Raw genomic sequence first — 21,276 nt, forward strand, 5'->3', positions numbered from 1 at the left:
AGCAATTAAAACTGCCAAATACTCACCACACCTGTAGCACTTTGAGTATATAGACGATTACCGACAACTTGTAAGCTAGTCAACTCACCTTTGGTCTGGACACGATCAACGATATTACCAGTTACATCCAATAAATGAATAACCCCCTCGTAATCGCCCACAGCGACATGGTTGCCAACAGCAATAGGGTTGGTTAGCTTACGATTTTTTAGCTCTTCATTCAACCACAGCTCTTCGCCTGTCAATCGGTTGAACGCCTTCACATCGCCATTCACCCCTGTGGTAATTAGTGCATTACCCAAGATGGTTGGCGACTTGGTACTGGCAATCTTAGCAGCGAACATCGCTCGCCCTGTAGACATATCAAAGCCCACTAACTGCCCGCTAAAGCTAGTAACATATAGATATTGACCTACGACCAATGGCGTGCCATCAACATCACTCATGCGTTCTACCGCACTACCGCCAGTCGGCAAGCCCACTCGTCTTGCCCAAAGTGGAGAGCCTGTAGCAGGATTGATTGCATGGATACGACCATCTGCCATGCCAAATAAAGCCGTTTGCCCATCCAAATGAAGTGGCTTGGAAGCACCACGGACACTGATATCGGCTTGTTGCGTACCAAACTGCCAAACCACCCGACCTGTACGCAAGTCTAGACCATAGATAATGCCATTATTGGCAGAAAGCAACACACGATCATCACTGATGAGTGCTGGGGTTTGGCTTGAAGTTGGTAGTGATACTTCCCAAAGGCTTGCACCTGTAGCAATATCTAATGCCACCACCTTGCCAGAACGAGTACCAATAACAGCAACTTTACCTGCCTTGCTGGTCGCCACACCACTTGTGATGGCATCTTTTAAATCAGCCGACCAAAGCGGACGACCCTCTTTCATGGCACTTACAATACCGCCACGACTTGCTGCTACTAATACATCGTCCACCTCAGATACTTGCAAATCAACAATATCTTTTTTGCTGACACGCTCGCCCTTTGATAAACTACGCCCCTGCTCAAGCGATGCTTGGAAGATAGGCGATAGCACGCCTATAGGTGCATCAATCTTAATGAGTTTTGCAGGTTTTTTATCTTCGCCTTTGATGCCTGTGGCACAGCCTGTTAGTGCAATCGCACCCAAAGCACATACCAAAACAGTTTTTGTAAAACGAGCGTGCATATTTTATCCTTCTTATGTCCAGACAAACCCTTAAAAGTCTGCCCATCTTATCACTAATGTATGAATTAAACAATTTGCATGGTTATTATAAAACCAATTTAATAACCCCTAATTGCCGTTTTGTGTAGTTTGTGTTTCTATACTCACACGCTCAGCTGTAGCATTATCCATAGTAGCAGAAACATCGTTTGGTAGCGTGTTGGCAATCACAGGCTCTTTTGGTGTAATCGACTCAACCTGAACGCCCAAAGACTGTAGCTTTAGACTTAAAACTGCACGATTTTCTTGACGCTCACGCAATGCTTCCCATGCTGTCAGATAGGCGGTTTTGGCTTGTTCAAAGTCATTTTTGGTAACATAAATATCACCCAATACCTCTTGGCGAGATGCTTCAAAAGCTTTTGGCAGCTCTTTATTTGCTATGGTTAATGCTTTATCTATCTCATTATTATCCAACAACACACGAGCCAATCTCAACTCTGTCAATGCCAACAACCCTACATCATCAAGTTTTAATTTTTGAGCCTGCTCTAGTGTTTCAATGGCATCAGACAGCTTATCTGCATCTGCTTGATGGCGTGCTTTTAGCATGAGTGCTTGCCATGCATAGACTGTATTAGGATGCTCTGCAACCAGCTTATCTATCTCGGCGAATAAGACCGATTCATCCTTAGCCAGCGATGCTTTAGCGTCCTTGCCCAAATCAGGATTTTGAATTGCTAATTTTAAAGCATTGTTACGCTCATCAATGGCGGTGTACATATCTGCCGCCACCGTGTCAATTTTAGCATAGTTTTTTTGATAATACTCCCAGCCAAAATAGCCAGCCAGCACCAAGATAATCGCCCATACGATTTTATCGCCATGCTTTTTTAAGGCACCCATGGCTTGTTTATCATTTACTACCAATTCATCGCTCATCATCAACTCTTTAAAATATTTTTAGTGTTAAATAAATGGTGTTGTTCAATGAATTTTAACATAAACCGCAGACGAATAATTAACCAAAGCAGTTATATTGTCAAACAGCACCAACCATCTTAATCCTATAGACTAATGATACCAACTAATCAAAATTAAAATCCGTCATCGCACGACTGCTTTGCTCTCCTGTGGTCATATTTTTCACTGACACAGTTTGACTGACAACTTCCGATTCACCAATAATCAAGGTATATTTTGCCCCCGATTTATCTGCTTTTTTCATTTGTGATTTTAGGCTAGTGGCGGACGCCATTTTAACACGCAAATCAGGGTTTTGTGTGCGTAACTCGTTGGCGTACATCACAGCATTCATATACACGCTTTCGCTAGCCACAACAAAGACATCACAGTCAGCCTTTATCTCAATAGGATTCACCGCTTCAATAAGCAACATCAAGCGTTCAAGCCCCATCGCAAAACCAACGGCAGGCTCGGATTGCTCAAGATTGCCTTTTAATATACCCACCAGTCCATCATAGCGACCGCCACCGCAGACAGTTGCTTGTGAACCCAATTTGTCCGTTACCCATTCAAAGACGGTCTTATTATAATAATCCAATCCACGCACAAGTTTTTCATTAATCGTAAACTCAATCCCCAACGCACGCAGATAATTTTGCACCTGCTCAAAGTGTGTACGACTCTCCTCTCCTAGAAAGTCAGAAAGTTTGGGTGCATCTACCAAAATCGCCTGTGTTTGCTCATCTTTACTATCAAGCACTCGCAACGGATTCGTAGTTACTCGTCGCTGACTATCGGCATCAAGCCTATTAAGATGCTTAGTCAAATACTCAACAAGGGCATTTTTATAAGCCAAGCGTTCATGTGCTTCACCAAGTGTATTTAGCTGTAAAACAACATGCTGATCAATACCAAGTCGTCTCCACATCATCGCCGTCATCGCAATCAGCTCGGCATCAGCATCAGCCAAAGCAGAACCAAAACTCTCTACCCCAAGCTGAGTGAACTGACGATAACGCCCCTTTTGTGGTCGTTCGTAGCGAAACATCGACCCAAGATACCACAGCTTTGGCGTGTCGCCACGAGTCAGATTATGCTCAATAATCGCTCGCACGCACCCTGCTGTTCCTTCTGGGCGTAAGGTAAAAGATACCTCTTTTTCTTCTTTGCCTGTGTTTTGATTGCCATGCACCACACCAAACATTTCTTTTTCAACAATGTCGGTCGCCTCGCCCACCCCACGAGCAAACAACTCCGTTTGCTCAACAAATGGCAAGCGAACTTGGCTATAGCCATAACCATCTAATACTTGGGTTAAAATCGCCTCCACTTCACGCCATTTGGCAGTTTCGGCAGGCAAAATATCATTAAAGCCACGAATGGCAGTAATTTTACTCATCTTTTAAATCCTTTATGATTCAAATTGAACAATTTACTTTCAATACTTATTACTTAAAGTACTCACTACTTAAAATATCCACCAAATTCATCAATTGGTCGGATTTTATTCACTTATTCAAAAACCTTTTGATATTTAACACCTCAAACTCAATAACGGTTTTTGGATATTCTTTTGGCTTATTTTACCGATTACAAATGTTCTTTTTTGGCAAATCAGTCATTGCTTATCAAGTGATGTTTGGTGGTTTTTTTATTTGAACTCAGCTTGCCTTGATTTTACACTCAGCAACTCACTGAGCCACCCTGACAATCTCATTTGCCCTTTTTTCTGCCAACGCTTTTGCTTTTTCACGCACCATCGCTTCAATTTCATCAACCAATCTGGCGGTATCAATCAAATGACTTTTGTCGCCATTTTTATAGACCAATGAATTAGGATTTGCCCCCACCACACCAATATCAGCTTCTTTAGCTTCGCCAGGACCATTGACTTTACAACCAATCACTGACACATCCATTGGCTCACGAATGTCTTCTAGTCGTGCCTCCAGCTCAGTCATCACCTTAATGACATTGAATTCTTGACGACTACAACTTGGACAAGCGATAAAATTCACACCATTTGAACGGATACCTAAAGATTTTAAAATATCAAAACCAATCTTAATCTCTTCTTCTGGCTCTGCCGCCAAAGAAATTCGCATCGTATCGCCAATACCTTCCAATAGCAGTCCACCAAGTGCAATCGCTGACTTAACCGTTCCTGTGCGGTACACGCCTGCTTCGGTTACACCAAGATGCAGTGGACAATCCACCTGCTGACTAATCAAACGATAAGCATCTAGCGTCAAAAAGACATTGCTCGCCTTGACTGAAATTTTATAATCATGAAAATTATGGTGGTCCAAAATATCAATATGCCTCATTGCCGACTCAAGCATCGCCTCACCGGTTGGCTCACCATATTTTTTTTGCAAGTCTTTTTCTAATGAACCTGCGTTAACACCAATTCGGATAGGCAGACCATGATGCTTAGCACAGGCGATGACCTCACGGATTTTGGTTTCATTACCGATATTCCCTGGATTGATTCGCAAACAATCCGCCCCAGCTTCTGCTGCTGCCAAGGCGATTTTATAATCAAAATGAATATCGGCAATGAGTGGCACAGAGACACGCTTTTTGATTTCGCCAAAGGCTTGCACACTTTCCATCGTCGGTGTGGACACACGCATCAGGTCAGCCCCTGCATCCACACACCGCTGAATCTGAGCAACGGTTGCCATCACATCGCAAGTGTCTGTGTTGGTCATAGACTGCACACTAATAGGGGCATCGCCACCAATGGCAACATTGCCAACCATAATTTTACGAGTAAAACGGCGTTTGATGGGGCTATGATGAGTCATGATACTTTCCAACAGTCAATATTGTTATATTATAAGTCTGGCATTAAGCCGATGCTACTTATCCTGAGTTTGTTTATCTTTTTCTATATTTAGGTATAATGCTTGAGTGAGTAAATCCGCATTTAAGCTTCCCGCCTTAACCGCTCGGTTAAATGCCGATACCGCCAAATCCAAATTTGTCTTAGTGGGTAGATTTTCCCATAAGATATTACGAATATAGGCAATGTTTTCAATCGCTGCCAGCCGTCCATCAAAACCAATCTCTCTAGCCGCTCTCTCAAAATGCTTAAGTGCCAATGAATATTCTTGATTACCTGTCAGATACACGCCATAATCATAATGCGTCTGCATATCCCTATCATCAAGCGATAGTGCCTTTTGGTAATAAGTTTTGGCAAGTTTGTTATGCTCATGCTCGTTGGTTGTCTGATACACTCGTGCCAAAGTGCGATAAGCCGCTGCATGGCGATCGCTCGCTTGTATCGCCAGATCCAGCTGTCTTTTGGCATCATCTATTCTACCTAGTTGCAAATACTGCTCGGCAAGCTGTGTATAAGTATGTGCAATTTGGTTTTTAGCAACAACCCTTCCCATGCTTTTTTGCATTGGCTGTGTATGCTGACAAGCGACCATCAGCATGGTCATGAACAAAATGGCAATTTTACCAAATCTGCCTGCCGTGTGATGGCGGATACTTTGTTTCATTCTAACAGCCTTTAAACACTTTAGCAAATCATCTGGATACTTTGGTTTTATCCTGTCGCTTTTCAATACTCTCTTGCCATTTTTTGGCACGGCGAGTGCGATCGGCAACCTGTCCCACCAACTGCCCACACGCTGCATCAATATCATCACCACGAGTCTGACGAATAGTACATACAAAGCCTGCGTTATTCAAAATGTTGCTAAACGCATGAATGCGGTTATTACTAGAACGATCGTAAGGAGCGTGCGGAAATGGATTAAAGGGAATAAGATTGATTTTGCTTGGCAAATCCTTTAGCAATGCTACCAATTCATGGGCGTGCTGATCGGTATCATTTACGCCTTGCAACATGACATATTCAATGGTTACATGCTTTTTGTGGCGTGGATTTTCATCATAGACATATGCTTTGGCGGCAGCGATCAGCTCAGATAACGGATATTTTTTATTGATGGGTACAAGCTCATTACGCAACGAATCATTTGGGGCATGCAAACTGATGGCAAGTGCCACATCGATGTCTTTGGCAAGTTCATACATTTTTGGAACAACGCCTGATGTTGACAGTGTAACACGACGCTTAGACAAACCAAATGCATGGTCGTCTAGCATAAGCGACATACTGGCTACAACAGGTTCATAGTTAAGCAGCGGCTCTCCCATTCCCATCATGACGACATTAGTTACTCGGTTTTCACGCTCGGTAGGAGCAACATCTTCCATATAAGACTGATTAGCAACCCACAATTGACCGATAATCTCACTTGCTGTTAAGTCTCGCTCAAAACCTTGTTTTCCTGTACTACAAAAAGAACAATCAAGTGCACAGCCCACCTGTGATGAAATACACAAAGTCTTTCGTCCAAATTGCTTGCCGTCTTCTGCAGGAATCAGCACCGTCTCAACAAGCGAACCGCCCGCCACTTCAAACACCCATTTACGAGTGCCGTCATTGCTAAATTCTTTAAATTTTACCTTCGGTGGCACAATGCACGCTACTTCATTCAGCTTTTCTTGTAACTTCTCGGAAATATTAGTCATTTCAAAAAAGTCCACCACCCCAAATTGGTAAATCCACTTCATCACTTGGGTAGCACGAAATGGCTTTTCGCCAAGCGACACAAAAAACTCACCCAATGCCTCTTTGGACATACCAAGCAGATTGATTTTATTGGAAGTGATGTCTAATGAACCATCTTGATGTACAGGGATTTTACTCATGGGCTGTGCTGGCGTCATTGGCTATAAAATAATCATAAAAATGGCACATTATACTAAAATTTTTTAATAAAGTCATGAACTTTCAATATAAACAAATCCCCACCAACCTACTCATGGCAAAGCAGTTTGTAAATACGATTTATAAGCAATCAAAAAAACAGCTTACCAATCGGCAAGCTGTTTTGTGCAATGTATATCGGCAGATAAACTGCCCAACATTGATTAACGAGTGCGTGGGAAAATCTCGTCCGCACCAAAGAAGTAAGCGATTTCACGCTCAGCAGAAGCGATACTATCAGAACCGTGAGCAGCATTCTCATCAATACTTACAGCAAAGTCTGCACGGATAGTACCAGCAGCAGCTTCGGCTGGGTTGGTTGCACCTAGAATATCACGATGAGCCAAAACTGCGTTTTCGCCTTCTAGTACAGATACCACCACAGGACCTGAAGTCATGAATGCCACTAAATCATTAAAGAAACCACGCTCTTTATGCTCTGCATAAAACCCCTCTGCTTCTTCACGAGTTAGGTGCTTGTATTTCACAGCAACAGGCTTAAGACCTGCTTTTTCAAAGCGAGCAATGATGTCGCCGATGTGATTTTTACCAACTGCGTCTGGCTTGATGATAGATAAAGTGCGTTCGATTGCCATGATAAACTTCCTTACTATTGATAAAAGGGGAAAGATTTTACGAAAAGTTGTAAAATTTATTGTATTATAGCAAGCAAAATCAGATTTTGCATCTTTTTTATGCAAGTTTATTCGCCCCTTGTATCGGCAATTTATTGATGCCGACCTTATAGGCATGGGTATACCTTTGGCGGGTCTGCGATAAGCCAGTATGACAATATCCTTAAACTCCAGACTTAAAAAGCAAAGCATTTTTTATGAAAATCTGCTAAACTAAGCAGAATTTTTTTATTTGTAGAGAGTTTTTTATGGGCTTTAATTGTGGTATTGTCGGACTGCCTAATGTGGGCAAATCTACGCTGTTTAACGCATTGACCAAAGCAGGCATCGCTGCCGAGAACTTCCCCTTTTGCACCAAGGATCCAAACACAGGCATCGTTCCTGTGCCAGACCCTCGTTTAAAAGAATTATCCAAGATTGTCAACCCCGAAAGAGTTATCCCAACCTCTATGGAGTTTGTGGATATCGCAGGACTTGTGGCAGGTGCTTCTAAAGGCGAAGGTATGGGCAATCAGTTTCTCGCCAATATCCGTGAGACAGACGCCATCGCTCATGTCGTACGGTGCTTTGATGATGACAATGTCATTCATGTGGACGGACGAGTCAATCCCTTATCAGACATTGAAACCATCAACACCGAACTTGCTCTTGCTGACTTAGAAGCGGTAACACGAGCCATCACCAACCTTAGCAAAAAAGCCAAAGGTGGAGACAAGGACGCCCAAGCGATGTTGGCTGTCTTTAACAAAGTTGAGCCACTACTAGCAGATGGTAAACCTGCACGAATGGCAGGGCTTGATGATGATGAAAAGAAACTGATTAGAAGTTATGGACTGATTACCTTAAAACCAGTCATGTATATCGCTAATGTCAGCGAGGACGGCTTTGAAAATAACCCATATCTTGACCAAGTCAAAGAATTTGCCAAATCGGATAATGCAATAGTCGTGCCACTATGCAACCAAATCGAAGCAGAGATTGCCCAACTAGACGAAGACGAAAAGGCAGAGTTCTTAGAAGGCATGGGCATGAGTGAAGCTGGGCTTGACCGTGTGATTCGAGCAGGCTATGAACTACTCAAAATGCAAACCTACTTTACCGCAGGGGTTAAAGAAGTGCGTGCGTGGACAGTACCAATTGGAGCAACTGCACCGCAGGCAGCTGGCGTCATTCACACCGACTTTGAGCGAGGGTTTATTCGTGCTGAAGTCATCAGCTATGCTGACTTTATTGAGTATGGTGGCGAAAAAGGAGCGAGTGCCGCTGGTAAGAATCGCTTGGAGGGCAAAACCTATGTTGTCCAAGACGGCGATGTGATGCACTTTCGCTTTAATGTGTAAGCAGGCTTGATGTATTAGTAATGTTATTAAATAAGGGGGGGGTATTTGGATACACCCCTTATTTAATAGTAGAATCGGCAACAAAAACGACCAGTATCATTGCTAATTTGTCATTGAGAGCTGTTGCCATTTTGGGAAATTTTGTTACAATATAGCTATCGGTGATGAACCATCAATGAGCGATGGGACCACTTATTTTTAATCAATTAAGGTAAAAACATGAAAAAAATCATTCTACCAACCATGATGCTCGCCCTTGCTCTGACTGCCTGCGAACAAAAACCTGCTGAGCCTGTCACAGACAGTGAAGTTGCTGTAACCGATATCCATGATAAAGACCACTCTGATGATGAGCACGCTCACGATGAACATGCTCATGATGAGCATTCTCACGACCATGCAGGTCATGACCACCATCATCACGAAGGCGATCAATTCCAATGTGGCGATCAGACTGTACACATTGTCGTACATGAACACGAAGGAGAGATGGAAGCTCATCTCACTGCTGATGACATCGTCTATGACCTTAATCAAGACGACAAAGACAAAAAACGCTTTAATACCAACGAGGGTATCGAAGGCAACAATAAACCAATGACACTGGTGCTAGACGGCGACAAAGCTCAAATACTAAAAGCAGACAACAGCGCACTGCTTGACTGCACCAAGATTCACTCTTAATCGCTGTCATACCGCCAAGCCTACTTACTAGGCTTGGTTTTTTATTGTCTAATGTGTGTGCAGAATGCAATATTTTATGAAATTGATTGAAAATTATCACAATTTTATTCATAATACAGAATTTAAAGGCAGCCATCGCTTTTTATCTAATTTTAATGGATATACCCATGCACCAAGAAAAACCTGCAACCCGAGAGCAAAAAAAACGCCAAACCCGCCAAGCCTTTTTTAACGCTGTATTAGACTTGTGCATGATGGGACAAGGCTATAGCTCCATCAGCTTACGCCAAGTCACCCGTGAGGTAGGTGTAGTACCAACTGCTTTTTATCGTCATTTTGATGACATGGAAAGTTTGGGCAAGGCTTTGGTTGAAGATGAGCTTGGCTCAGCGATGGCACTACTGCGTGAGCATATGCAGCTAGGGAAAAAACGCAGTTTTGAAAGACAGATTGCCAAAAGTGTACAGCTATTCTTTAAGGCAGTAGATGCACAACCTAGATACTGGCAATTCATCGCCAGCGAGCGATTTGGTGGCTCAGAGGCGGTTCGTCATGCCATCAGTGAGCAAATTAAATACTTTGCCAAAATCATGGGCGATGATTTGGCGTTACAGCCTGCCTTTGAACACATCGGCAAAGAAGATCGTTATCTGTTGGCAGAGATTGGTGTCAATTTGTCTTTTTCTTGGATTATTGATTGGCTTGAACTTACCTATACACCAAACCTAGACGAAGATGGTGAACAGACTTTCACCCCCATAAACCTAGAAGAACAAAAAAACATCATGCTCCACCGTTGCACTCGTCAGATGCAAATACTCCTATATGGTGCGTATAATTGGAAATCGCATGAAGAAACGATTATCGGCGATTGATCAACCAATAGCCCGACCGCCGACTACTCTTTTATAGATTTGTACATAAAAATGACCGTGTTGCAACCGAAAATTTTAGGTTCAAAACCGCTTTAATCATCTTAATTTTATGCTAAAATAGTCAATTTTAGCATAAAATTACCTACCATGCCCTATTTACACCGACCTAAATCCCATCACAATCTCAAGAGCAATCAACTACTTCGTGTCATCTCTATCAATGTTAATGGTCTAAGAGCAGCCGAGAAAAAAGGGTTGTTTGACTGGCTAGCACAGTCCGAAGCAGATGTGGTATGTATGCAAGAAACACGCATTACACACGAACAATGGACGGATAAATTCAAACCAGACGGTTGGTATGCCCACCTATTTCCTGCTGAGCGTGCAGGTTATGCAGGCACCGCCATCTATAGTCGCCTACCTATTATCTCAATTAGTCGTGGGCTTGGCTTTGAGCTGGCAGACTCGCAAGGTCGCTTCATCACAGCAGAGTTTGATTTAGGACTTGATAAACCTGTATTCATCTCATCACTATATTTGCCTTCTGGTTCATCAGGCGATGACGCCCAAGCTCGCAAAGACTTGTTTTTAAATAAATACAAAACCATCTTAAAGAACTGGCGTGATGAGGATAAATCTGTCATCATCTGTGGCGATTACAACATTGTACATAAACGCATTGATATCAAAAACTGGTCTGGCAACCAAAAGGCTTCAGGCTGCCTACCGCACGAACGAGCATGGCTTGATCATATCTATGATAGGCTTGGTTATGTTGATACTTTTCGTGTGGTTCGTAAAGAGTCCGAGGTCTATTCATGGTGGTCAAATCGTGGGCAAGCTCGTGCCAAAAATGTAGGCTGGCGTATTGACTATCAAGCCTGCTCACCAGACTGGAAAGACCGAACGGTTGGTGCGTGGGTATATAAAGACACTTGGTTTTCCGACCATGCTCCTGTAGTGATTGATTATTTGATTGGTTAAGCCAGCCGTACAAATATCTCAAAAAAGACGAATTAAAAGGCGGATTATCACCGCCTTTTATGTTACAATAAACTTAGGTTCTTGGTTATTCTTCAAAACTCACCAATGAGAAAGGCTGAATATCCAAACCTTTTAGTCTGACATCACCACCCAATCCATTGAGCCAAATCACAAAGGCGGCGTGTTGCACTGTACCACCCAGCTTACGAATCAGTTTGGCAGTCGCCTCGACCGTACCACCTGTTGCCAACAAGTCATCAATAATCAAAATACGATCATCACTTGTAATGGCATCAGTATGAATTTCTAGCTTATCCTCACCGTATTCTAGGGCGTAGGATTGAGCGATGGTCTCTCTAGGTAGCTTATTTGGTTTACGCACCAGTACGAATGGGACCCCCAAAACTAGGGCGATGGGAGCACCAAATATGAAACCACGAGATTCCGTACCAACAATCTTGGTAATCCCCTTATCTTGATACTGTACCACGATGGCATCAATGGTCGCTTTAAACGCAGCAGGATTTTCTAATAGTGATGTGATATCACGAAAAGTTACACCTGCTTTTGGGTAGTTGGGGATTGATTTGATGGATGATTTAATAAGTTCATTAGTCATGTTTATCGCCTTAATAGTTGCCAAATTGGCTTGTTGATTTTTGATGGTTGGTTAATTGGTTAACTGTAGCACTTTGATGTTATGAAAGCCTTTTTGTTGCAGATGCACGGCTTGTAGTCGGCTCATCACACCACGCTGGCAGTACAAAAGATAAATTTTGCTTTGGTCAAGCTCGCCAAAACTGCTAGATAATCGATAAAATGGCATTCGTATCACACCTGATAGATTCAGCGGATTATCCTCACTCTCATCAGTGGGGCGGATGTCTAGCACTATCTCATCAGACCGTACAGACGACACTGTCTCAATCGCATATTCCTGCTGACTATCATTGGCAATATCTCGAATATCAATAGAGATGGCTGTATCAATGGCACGGTCAAGTACCGAAAAATCAAAATTCGCCTCCGTTGCCAACACCTTATGTTCCACCGCCTTAACGTTTGGGCTTTTTGAGATGACACCACAAAACTCAGGCATGGACTTAGCAATATCTGCCACACCGATTTGTTCAGTCATACTGATGATGTCAGGTTTATTGTGCGTAATCAATGGTCTTAAAATCAGCACCTCACTTGCCTTATCAATCATATGTAGATTGGTTAGCGTCTGACTGGCAACCTGCCCAAGTGCTTCACCTGTTACCAATGCCTCAATGCGATGATGCTTGGCAATGGCACTGGCCACACGCACCATCATGCGTTTTAGCACCACGCCCATTTGACCATCGTCAATCTTGGTCAAAATTTCAGCGACCACAGGCTCAAAGTCCACCGTGATAAAACGCACCTTATGCGAGCTGCCATAGCGTTGCCACAGCTGGTACGCCATTTGTTTTGTTCCTATCTCATGTGCCTTGCCACCTAGATTAAAAAACACATAATGAACACGACTGCCACGCTTGGTAAACAGATGGCTTGCTACCGCAGAATCAAAACCGCCAGAGATGAGCGACAATACATCTTCTTGGGTACTAATGGGAAAGCCACCAATCCCTTCATGGCGACTTTTGATGAATAATAACTTGTCATTATCAATTTCAAGTCGCACCACGACATCAGGATTTTTTAACTGCACTTTAGCACTTGCAATGTGCTGATTAAGACCGCCACCCACATATCGCATGACTTCCATTGAGTCAAATTCATGACGACCTCGACGCTTAACACGCACACAAAAAGTCTTATCTTGCAAATCATCGCCAAACTTTGCCAAAGTCTGCAAGAAAATATCATGCAAATCGCTAAATGGTGATTCTTCCACTGTCAAAATGTGATGAATACCCGGAATACGCATGAGTTCATCAAGCAAAACTTCTTGCAAATCGTCATCATCAAAACATACTTCTAAAAAGTCCCAATGGCGAATCACGCGAACACATTCATCATGACGAGTTAAAATATTTTTGATATTTCCTGTCAATACTTTCACAAAACGCTTGCGAATTGAATCGCTTTTCATGATGATTTCAGGAAATAACTTAACGATAAACTTCATACTGTTGTTTAGGCTTGCACAAAAAAGCTATTATTATACACATTTTTAATAAGAAAAACGCCACAACCCATCAACAAATCTCACTTTTAAGCAAATTATCTAAAAAACTGACCGCAACACGCCTTAAATTTTTTACCGCTGCCATACAAACAAGGCTGCTTATTGGTAGGTATAGGCACGGTTGGATCAAGAAAATACCACGCACCATCTATCTGCACAAAGGTGGATAGCTCATCATGAGTTTGCTTACCTTGCCCATTATCAAAATAAGCATAAAAATGCACTTGGGCATGGCGTTTACCAACTTTAGGGGTATGGCTGATGATATCAAGACCCAACCAATTCATCTCATTTGCCCACTCCAATAACACCGCCCTGTCTAGCAAGCCCTGCTGATTGGGGGCGGTCGTCTTGATGATATAGTCCACATTTTTTAGATACAATGCTGCATACCGAGATTGCATGAGCTGCTTGGCATCATCAGCAGGTCTGCCGTCATGCAAGGGTTTACAGCACTCATCATACAGCCCACCACCACAAGGACAGCTCATAGACAAATTTTCTCCAAAAGTAACTGCTGTGCGTCATGGATACACTCTGCATGATGTACCTGATTCCACTCGCCACGCCCATCAAGCTCCCACGCCTGCACATTGTCATTGAGATAATTGATTAGCCCATCTTCATAAATGCGTTTAAACAACTTAGCGTTCAAGATAGGAAATGCCACCTCCACACGGTGTAGCAGGTTTCTATCCATCAAATCAGCACTTGCACAAAACAGGCGTTCTTTACCATCACCATCCTTATCATTACCAAAATAATACACTCGGGTATGCTCCAAGAACCTTCCGACCACCGAACGCACCCTAATGTTCTCAGACAAGCCTTTCACTTGGGGACGCAAGCAACAAATAGACCGTACAATCAAATCAATCTCAACACCAGCAGCACTCGCCTCATAGAGTTTATTGATGATTTGGCGTTCTGTGATGGCGTTGCATTTCATAATAATGCGTCCTTTTTTGCCATTTTTAGCATGATGAATCTCATCATCTATCATTTGCATCAGTCCATCATGCAGGGCAAAAGGTGCCTGCAAAATCTGATGCGAAGGCATTGGTCTGCCCATGCCTGTCAGCTGAATAAATACGCCATGCACATCTTCACAAATCTGCTTATTGGCGGTAAACAACCCATAATCAGTATAAGCCTTTGCATTGCCTGCATGATAGTTACCTGTGCCTAGATGAGCGTAACGGCGGATTTTATCTCCCTCACGACGCACAATCAGCATGAGCTTAGCGTGAGTCTTATAGCCAACCACGCCATATACTACCACCGCCCCTGCATCGGTAAGCATATTGGCAACAGCAATGTTACTCGCTTCATCAAAACGGGCTCTTAACTCAATAACAGCTGTAACCTCTTTGCCATTGCGGGCAGCAGCGGCTAAGGCTTGAACAATCTCCGAGTTTGTACCCGAACGATAAATCGTCTGCTTGATGGCAAGTACATTTGGATCGTTTGCTGCTTGCCAAAGCAGATTGACCACCGGAACGAACGATTCAAATGGGTGATGCACCAACACATCTTGTTTTTTGATGGTGCTAAACATTGATGTATCATCTTTGGCAACTCGCACCGCCTCCATGCCACGAAATGCCTTAGGAACGGTGTGTACGAACGGTGTGAACTTAAGTTCGGGTTTATCAAAACTTGTCAGCATACGAGTTAAATTTACAGGTCCATTAACTCGATATAATTGATTTTCTTCTAGCTCAAACTCTTGAAGCAAGAATTCATAAATCTCTTTAGGGCAATTGGTTGTCACCTCCAGACGCACTTTATGCCCAAAACGGCGGTTATCTAGTTCGCCTTCTAGTGCCTTCGCCAAGTCTTCAACATCATCAGACAACGCCAAATCAGCATTTCTAGTTAAGCGGAACTGATGACACCCAGTTACTTTCATGCCCAAAAAAAGCTCGCCCACATGTTCATGAATCACGGCAGACAGCATGATGTGATGATCTTTACCACCTGTTAATTCATCTGGCAGACGAATCACACGAGGCAATGAGCGAGGGGCAGGCACAATGGCACGGTTAATATCACGACCAAAGGCATCTTTGCCCTCTAGACTGACAATGAAGTTTAAAGACTTATTAACCACTCTGGGGAATGGGTGTGCAGGGTCAATACTAATTGGGGTTAGCACTGGCAGCACTTGATTGAAAAAATATTCTCGCATCCATGCTTTTTGAGCATCTGTCAGCTCATGACGCTTAAGGTAGCGAATATCAGACTTAGCAAGCTCTGGAAGGATGTCTTCATTTAAGATACGATATTGCTCATCAACTGCACGATGAGCCACCTGACTAATCTCCGCCAAAAGCTCAGATGGCTTGCGACCATCTAAACTGCTTGACTTATCTCCATTATTCATCTTTTGTAGCAGTCCTGCCACACGAATCTCAAAAAACTCATCCATGTTTGATGAAAAAATCGTCAAAAACAACATTCGTTCAAGTAATGGGTGGCGAGGGTTCACCGCCTGAGCCAACACCCTCAACTGAAATCTTAGGGTGGATAAATCACGATTAATATAGCATTCAGGAGCAAACCCACCCACCTCATTGACAAGAGATTGAATCTCGGTAAGCTGTGCAGGCGGGGGAGTCATACCCAATACACTTTGCATTGCTTGCTGTTCGATGCTGTATTCAGCAGATGATGCTTTTGTTTTCATGTTCTATCTTTCACTTTGTTGATCTTAGTGTTTTTATCTGATATGCCAATCTTCATTGACCCATTACAACAATATGATCTTGACTGTATATTGATACGCCCAATTGTGTCATTTTAGTCTAATTAGGCAGTATTGCCGAGTTCATGCGAGCTAGTATAATTCGCTGTTTGCTACGCAGTCGTTTGGCATTGTTGTTTTTTTGAAAGTATTTTGGATTAGGAAGCATACTAATCAGTAGTGCCGCCTGCTCACGACTCAGCTGTTTGGCAGATTTACCATAATAATGCCGTGCCGCCGCTTCAATGCCATAGATGCCATCACCAAACTCCACCACATTCAAATACACCTCCAAAATTCGCCTTTTATCCCAGATACCCTCCATCATCACCACAATGATGGCCTCTTCCGCCTTTCTGATGTATGACCGATGCGATGTCAAAAACAGATTTTTGGCAAGTTGCTGACTGATGGTTGAACCACCGATTGAAATCGCCCCTCGTGCTTCGTTCGTCTTGATGGCTCGTTCGATACTCTCAAAGTCAAAACCATGATGTTGGCTAAATCTAGCATCTTCGCTGACGATGGCTGCCTGCTTAACAGACTTAGCGATATTGTCATAATCCACCCAAGTTTGCTGAACACTGCCCCCACCCACACGGTGTGCCATCATAAATGCCGATTCTGTAACAGGCATGAATTTACCTGCACCCAGTAAAACTGCCACCATAGCATGAAAGCCAAGAAAAATAGCAAGAACCAATACAAACGCCCAACGAATGATTTTCTTTAACACCTTATCAGCCTTTTTAAGTTATAATGACAGCTGTGATTTTTACCCACACCATCGTTATTTTACACCATTTTTGACTTTTTTCTGTATGAATTCTTTATGAATAATGACAATTTTATCAAGCAATTAAACCACCTTGCACACAACCGATTTGCCCTAAACAGTGTCAACATCAATGAATATCAACAATTTCGTCAACAGCTACTAGCTCTCTTTGATATTACCAATGTAGATGCCACATGGTATTTACTTGGCACAGACGGCTGTCATCTGTGCGATGATACCCATCGCCTATATCATTATGCCAATCAAGTTAGGGCATTACCGACCTTACAGGTGCTTGACTTAGCAAACATAACCAACCCAAATCATAAAGCATTTGAAGTGTTAGGCATGATGATTCCCATACTGATGACACCCACACGCCTTTTATGCTACCCTTTTGGAGTGATGGACATCGCAAGCCTACCCATACCATAAGCAATAACAACCCAAACCAACAGCTAACATTCAATCAATAAACAACCTTTTTCTCAAAAAAAATCATCAATCACTGCCCATTTAAGATTTAAAGACAACCACCAAAACCTAGATTTTCCTAAAACTTTTACAAAAGCACCCCTGTTTACCAATTTTATTGATGACTTGGGTGTCAATTAACATATATTGTTAGCAAAAAAACTTAGAAATTTTCATACAAAATATTTATTTTTAATCAAAAAGTAAGTACAATAGCAATCGATTGACAACAATCTTACCTTTTCTTTTTTTACTACAGATAATAAAAATTACACAGTCATCTTTTTATATCAGCCCTTTGTTATCGCTTATTTAGTACTAACAATACCTTTAAGCCTAAAGCTTGTATTTAGAGTGCTGTAATTTTTATGTTTTTTTTGGTTACATGGAGTGTTTGATATGTATACCTTTTTGGCAATGCTGCCAATCATCATTGTTTTTGTACTGCTGGTTGTCTTGCGACTACCCGCCAAGATAGCTATGGCGGTCGCTTATTTGGCAACAGCAACCTTATCTTTTTTTGTGTGGCAAACCAGTGGTAACCAAGTTGCTGCTGCCACCATTCATGGTGTTTTAACCGCAGCCAATGTACTATTTATCGTATTTTCGGCGATTTTGTTGCTCAACACCATCAAAGAGAGCCAAGCCATTGTCGCCATTCGTCAAGGCTTTATGGGTATCTCTCCTGATCGCCGTGTGCAGATGATTATCGTTGCTTGGTTGTTTGGCTCACTCATCGAAGGCTCAACTGGTTGGGGTACGCCATCAGCCGTTGGTGCACCCCTACTACTGGCACTCGGTTTTCCTGCGATGGCGTGCGTGATGGCCATTCTCATCATTCAGTCCACGCCTGTGTCTTATGGTGCAGTCGGAACACCCATTCTAATCGGTGTTAATTCAGGTCTTGAAAATAAAGAAGATGTCGGTACTGCCATCGCTGAAAAAGGCATTGCCTTTGGCGACTATATTGTACAAATCGGTGCAAATGTCGGCTTTATCCACTCTGTTATTGGCTTCTTAATTCCGCTCATTTTGTGCTGTTTCTTGACCAAATTCTTTGGTGAAAAGCGTTCTTTCCGCCAAGGTTTTGAGGCGGCACCGTTTGCTATTTTTGCCGGTCTTGCCTTTACCATTCCTTATTTCTTGACCGCCAAATTCATCGGTCCTGAACTGCCATCATTAGTTGGTGCTATCGTTGGTATGGCGATTGTCATTCCTGCGGCAAAAGCAGGCTTTTTAACCCCAAAAAACACCTTTGACTTTGGCACTCATGAACAATGGGACGAAGAATGGAAAGGGTCGCTTGCCGCCACTAATATTGATGTCAATGAAAAAGCCAAATACTCTGTGTTGCGTGCTTTCATGCCATACCTACTTGTTATTGGCATCTTGATAGCCACACGCACCATCAAGCCACTAAAAGCATGGTTGAACGAAAACCTTGTAATCACTTTTAGTAATATTCTAGACACTTCCATCACCAACAAAACTCAGCTTCTATATTCACCAGGCACAACACTGCTACTTGTCTCCATCTTATGTATTTTCATCTTTGGCATGAAAGGCGATATGGTGAAAAAAAGCTGGGGTGCGTCATTTAAGACGATGTTAGCAGCCGCTCCTGCCCTGCTCTTTTCCATTCCAATGGTACAAGTATTCATCAACTCTGGCACGCCTGCCGATGTTGCTCAGCCGATACTTGCCATGCCAAGAGTGTTGGCAATCGGTGCAGCTGATGTATTTTCTGGAATGTGGCCAATCGTGTCGCCTTGGATTGGAGCACTTGGTGCATTCATTGCAGGTTCGAACACTGTTTCAAACATGATGTTCTCTCACTTCCAGTGGAGTACTGCCGCCCAAATTGACCTAAACGCCATTGAAGCTGCCAAAGTCGTTGCTCTGCAAGCTGTTGGCGGTGCTGCTGGTAATATGATTAGCGTACACAATGTTGTTGCCGCCTGTGCGGTTGTGGGCATGGTAAACCGTGAAGGCTTTATTATTCGCAAAACACTCATTGCAATGACTTATTATGTCATCCAAGCAGGTCTTGTGGGTATGGCATTCATCTTTAACCCCATTTGGTGGATTGGAGCGGTTATCTGGCCTGTGGTGTTCTTTGGCACCATGAGCCTAACAGACAAGAAAAAGACCGCTTAAGACTTGCCTTTTGTTGTATTATTTTAAAAAAGCATCCATTTGTTAAATGGGTGCTTTTTTGGTTAATAAGTTAATGAAAAACACAATTTTTCATGTCTTATTGAACACTTTTTATAATAGTAGCTTATTTATCTATATGTTAATAATGAAAAATGGTGTAAAATAAATGGTATTTGATTATTTTTGTATTCACGATTTTTAGCAACTCTTTTTAACAACTCTTTAAGGGTATAATTATGGCTGATTTAAGCAAAATTACCGAAATTGAAGACCTACGCCGTATTGCTGAGCGTAAAGTCCCTCGTATGTTTTATGACTATGTAGACTCTGGTTCATGGACACAAACCACCTATCGCAATAACGAAACCGACTTCGACCGTATCAAACTACGCCAGCGTGTGCTAGTGGATATGGAAGGTCGTTCACTTGCCACAAAGATGATTGGACAAGATGTACATATGCCTGTAGCAATCGCTCCAACAGGATTTACAGGCATGATGTGGGCAGATGGCGAGATTCATGCCGCTCGTGCTGCTGAGAAGTTCGGCATTCCTTTTTCACTCTCCACCATGAGCATCTGTTCAATTGAAGATGTGGCAGAAAATACCAATAAGCCGTTTTGGTTTCAGCTGTATGTCATGCGTGATAAAAAGTTCATGGAAAACCTTATTCGCCGTGCTAAAGAAGCCAAATGCTCTGCGCTTATTCTAACGGCAGACTTACAGGTTCTAGGTCAACGCCATAAAGACATCAAAAATGGCTTGTCCGCCCCACCCAAGCCAACCCTAAAAAACATTCTTAACCTAATGACTAAGCCTGAATGGTGCTTTAATATGCTAGGCACCAAACGCCATACCTTCCGTAACATTGTAGGTCATGCTGAAGGTGTAGGCGACCTATCTAGCCTGTCATCATGGACAGCCGAGCAGTTTGACCCTAGTCTAAACTGGGATGATGTCGCTCGCATCAAAGAGCTATGGGGTGGTCCACTCATCATCAAGGGCATTATGGAACCAGAAGATGCCATCTTGGCGGCTAAGTCAGGAGCAGACGCAATGGTCATCTCCAACCACGGTGGTCGTCAGCTAGACGGTGCACCTAGCTCCATCTCTACCCTAGCCGACTGCGTACAAGCAGTACAAGCCGAGAACAGTGCTTGTGAAGTATGGCTAGATAGCGGTATCCGCTCAGGTCAAGATGTACTAAAAGCCATTGCATTGGGAGCAAAAGGCACAATGATTGGTCGTTCATTCTTGTATGGTTTGGGGGCATATGGCGAAGATGGTGTCCGCCGAGCTCTGGAAATCATCTATAAAGAATGCGACATCACAATGGCGTTCTGTGGTCATACCAACATCAACACCGTGAATGAAGACATCTTTGTCAAGGGTACTTATGAGAACTTAAAAGCCTCCAACCCTCACATCACACCAATTCGCTGGTAACCCAACCAATAAAAAAGACCTTATTAATATAAGGTCTTTTTTATTGCCATCAATTACACAA

19 protein-coding genes are annotated in these 21,276 nt (G+C 42.8%); 7 read left to right on the plus strand and 12 right to left on the minus strand.

Annotated features, from left to right (window positions below):
- Window positions 1-5: 5 nt before the first annotated feature.
- From bamB to ndk, 7 genes are all read right to left on the minus strand, one after another.
- Complete coding sequence (gene bamB, locus LU276_RS06095) at window positions 6-1,181, minus strand: outer membrane protein assembly factor BamB (protein WP_284672983.1); 1,176 nt, start codon at window positions 1,179-1,181, stop codon at window positions 6-8.
- 108 nt (window positions 1,182-1,289) lie between these two features.
- Window positions 1,290-2,105: a YfgM family protein gene (locus LU276_RS06100; RefSeq protein ID WP_284672984.1), complete on the minus strand. Its 816-nt coding sequence runs from the start codon at window positions 2,103-2,105 to the stop codon at window positions 1,290-1,292.
- Window positions 2,106-2,247: 142 nt separating this feature from the next.
- Entirely contained in the window at window positions 2,248-3,525 is a 1,278-nt protein-coding gene (gene hisS / locus LU276_RS06105) for a histidine--tRNA ligase (protein WP_284672985.1), read from the minus strand.
- A 292-nt stretch (window positions 3,526-3,817) separates the two neighbouring features.
- Window positions 3,818-4,936, minus strand: coding sequence for a flavodoxin-dependent (E)-4-hydroxy-3-methylbut-2-enyl-diphosphate synthase (gene ispG / locus LU276_RS06110; protein WP_284672986.1), 1,119 nt, complete (start codon window positions 4,934-4,936; stop codon window positions 3,818-3,820).
- Window positions 4,937-4,990: 54 nt separating this feature from the next.
- The gene (locus LU276_RS06115) at window positions 4,991-5,641 is read right to left on the minus strand and encodes a hypothetical protein (RefSeq protein WP_284672987.1); all 651 of its coding nucleotides are present in this window, start codon (window positions 5,639-5,641) and stop codon (window positions 4,991-4,993) included.
- Between the two features lie 28 nt (window positions 5,642-5,669).
- On the minus strand, window positions 5,670-6,863 hold the full coding sequence (gene rlmN / locus LU276_RS06120) for a dual-specificity RNA methyltransferase RlmN (RefSeq protein ID WP_284672988.1): 1,194 nt from the start codon (window positions 6,861-6,863) through the stop codon (window positions 5,670-5,672).
- Window positions 6,864-7,085: 222 nt separating this feature from the next.
- Window positions 7,086-7,517, minus strand: a complete 432-nt coding sequence (gene ndk / locus LU276_RS06125) for a nucleoside-diphosphate kinase (protein WP_284672989.1) — start codon at window positions 7,515-7,517, stop codon at window positions 7,086-7,088.
- Window positions 7,518-7,804: 287 nt separating this feature from the next.
- Here ndk and ychF point away from each other — a divergent pair, with 287 nt between their 5' ends.
- The 4 genes from ychF to LU276_RS06145 all read left to right on the plus strand — a co-directional run bounded on the left by ychF (window position 7,805) and on the right by LU276_RS06145 (window position 11,439).
- Window positions 7,805-8,896 (plus strand): redox-regulated ATPase YchF, encoded by a 1,092-nt coding sequence (ychF, locus tag LU276_RS06130; RefSeq protein WP_284672990.1) that lies wholly within the window; start codon window positions 7,805-7,807, stop codon window positions 8,894-8,896.
- A gap of 219 nt (window positions 8,897-9,115) precedes the next feature.
- On the plus strand, window positions 9,116-9,580 hold the full coding sequence (locus LU276_RS06135; RefSeq protein ID WP_284672991.1) for a hypothetical protein: 465 nt from the start codon (window positions 9,116-9,118) through the stop codon (window positions 9,578-9,580).
- Between the two features lie 167 nt (window positions 9,581-9,747).
- The gene (locus LU276_RS06140; protein WP_284672992.1) at window positions 9,748-10,455 is read left to right on the plus strand and encodes a TetR family transcriptional regulator; all 708 of its coding nucleotides are present in this window, start codon (window positions 9,748-9,750) and stop codon (window positions 10,453-10,455) included.
- A gap of 147 nt (window positions 10,456-10,602) precedes the next feature.
- Window positions 10,603-11,439, plus strand: a complete 837-nt coding sequence (locus LU276_RS06145) for an exodeoxyribonuclease III (protein WP_284672993.1) — start codon at window positions 10,603-10,605, stop codon at window positions 11,437-11,439.
- A gap of 85 nt (window positions 11,440-11,524) precedes the next feature.
- Here the strand turns inward: LU276_RS06145 and apt are convergent, their stop codons facing one another.
- The 5 genes from apt to mtgA all read right to left on the minus strand — a co-directional run bounded on the left by apt (window position 11,525) and on the right by mtgA (window position 17,097).
- Entirely contained in the window at window positions 11,525-12,058 is a 534-nt protein-coding gene (apt, locus tag LU276_RS06150; RefSeq protein ID WP_284672994.1) for an adenine phosphoribosyltransferase, read from the minus strand.
- A 51-nt stretch (window positions 12,059-12,109) separates the two neighbouring features.
- Window positions 12,110-13,555, minus strand: coding sequence for a tRNA uracil 4-sulfurtransferase ThiI (thiI, locus tag LU276_RS06155; RefSeq protein WP_284672995.1), 1,446 nt, complete (start codon window positions 13,553-13,555; stop codon window positions 12,110-12,112).
- A gap of 95 nt (window positions 13,556-13,650) precedes the next feature.
- Entirely contained in the window at window positions 13,651-14,106 is a 456-nt protein-coding gene (locus LU276_RS06160; protein WP_284672996.1) for a YchJ family protein, read from the minus strand.
- Window positions 14,103-16,238 carry a polyphosphate kinase 1 gene (gene ppk1 / locus LU276_RS06165; protein ID WP_284674602.1) on the minus strand — a complete coding sequence of 712 codons (2,136 nt, stop codon included), beginning with the start codon at window positions 16,236-16,238 and terminating at the stop codon, window positions 14,103-14,105. Before ppk1 ends, LU276_RS06160 begins: the two co-directional genes overlap by 4 nt.
- 184 nt (window positions 16,239-16,422) lie before the next feature.
- Window positions 16,423-17,097 carry a monofunctional biosynthetic peptidoglycan transglycosylase gene (gene mtgA, locus LU276_RS06170; protein ID WP_284672997.1) on the minus strand — a complete coding sequence of 225 codons (675 nt, stop codon included), beginning with the start codon at window positions 17,095-17,097 and terminating at the stop codon, window positions 16,423-16,425.
- Between the two features lie 96 nt (window positions 17,098-17,193).
- Between mtgA and LU276_RS06175 the strand changes: the two genes are divergently transcribed.
- The 3 genes from LU276_RS06175 to LU276_RS06185 all read left to right on the plus strand — a co-directional run bounded on the left by LU276_RS06175 (window position 17,194) and on the right by LU276_RS06185 (window position 21,215).
- A complete protein-coding gene (locus LU276_RS06175; RefSeq protein WP_284672998.1) occupies window positions 17,194-17,574 on the plus strand; it encodes a hypothetical protein in 381 nt (126 codons plus the stop codon).
- A gap of 438 nt (window positions 17,575-18,012) precedes the next feature.
- On the plus strand, window positions 18,013-19,770 hold the full coding sequence (locus LU276_RS06180; RefSeq protein ID WP_284672999.1) for an L-lactate permease: 1,758 nt from the start codon (window positions 18,013-18,015) through the stop codon (window positions 19,768-19,770).
- A 236-nt stretch (window positions 19,771-20,006) separates the two neighbouring features.
- Window positions 20,007-21,215: an alpha-hydroxy acid oxidase gene (locus LU276_RS06185; RefSeq protein WP_284673000.1), complete on the plus strand. Its 1,209-nt coding sequence runs from the start codon at window positions 20,007-20,009 to the stop codon at window positions 21,213-21,215.
- Window positions 21,216-21,276: the final 61 nt, after the last annotated feature.

Source organism: Moraxella haemolytica (assembly GCF_030177935.1).
Lineage (GTDB): Bacteria > Pseudomonadota > Gammaproteobacteria > Pseudomonadales > Moraxellaceae > Moraxella > Moraxella haemolytica.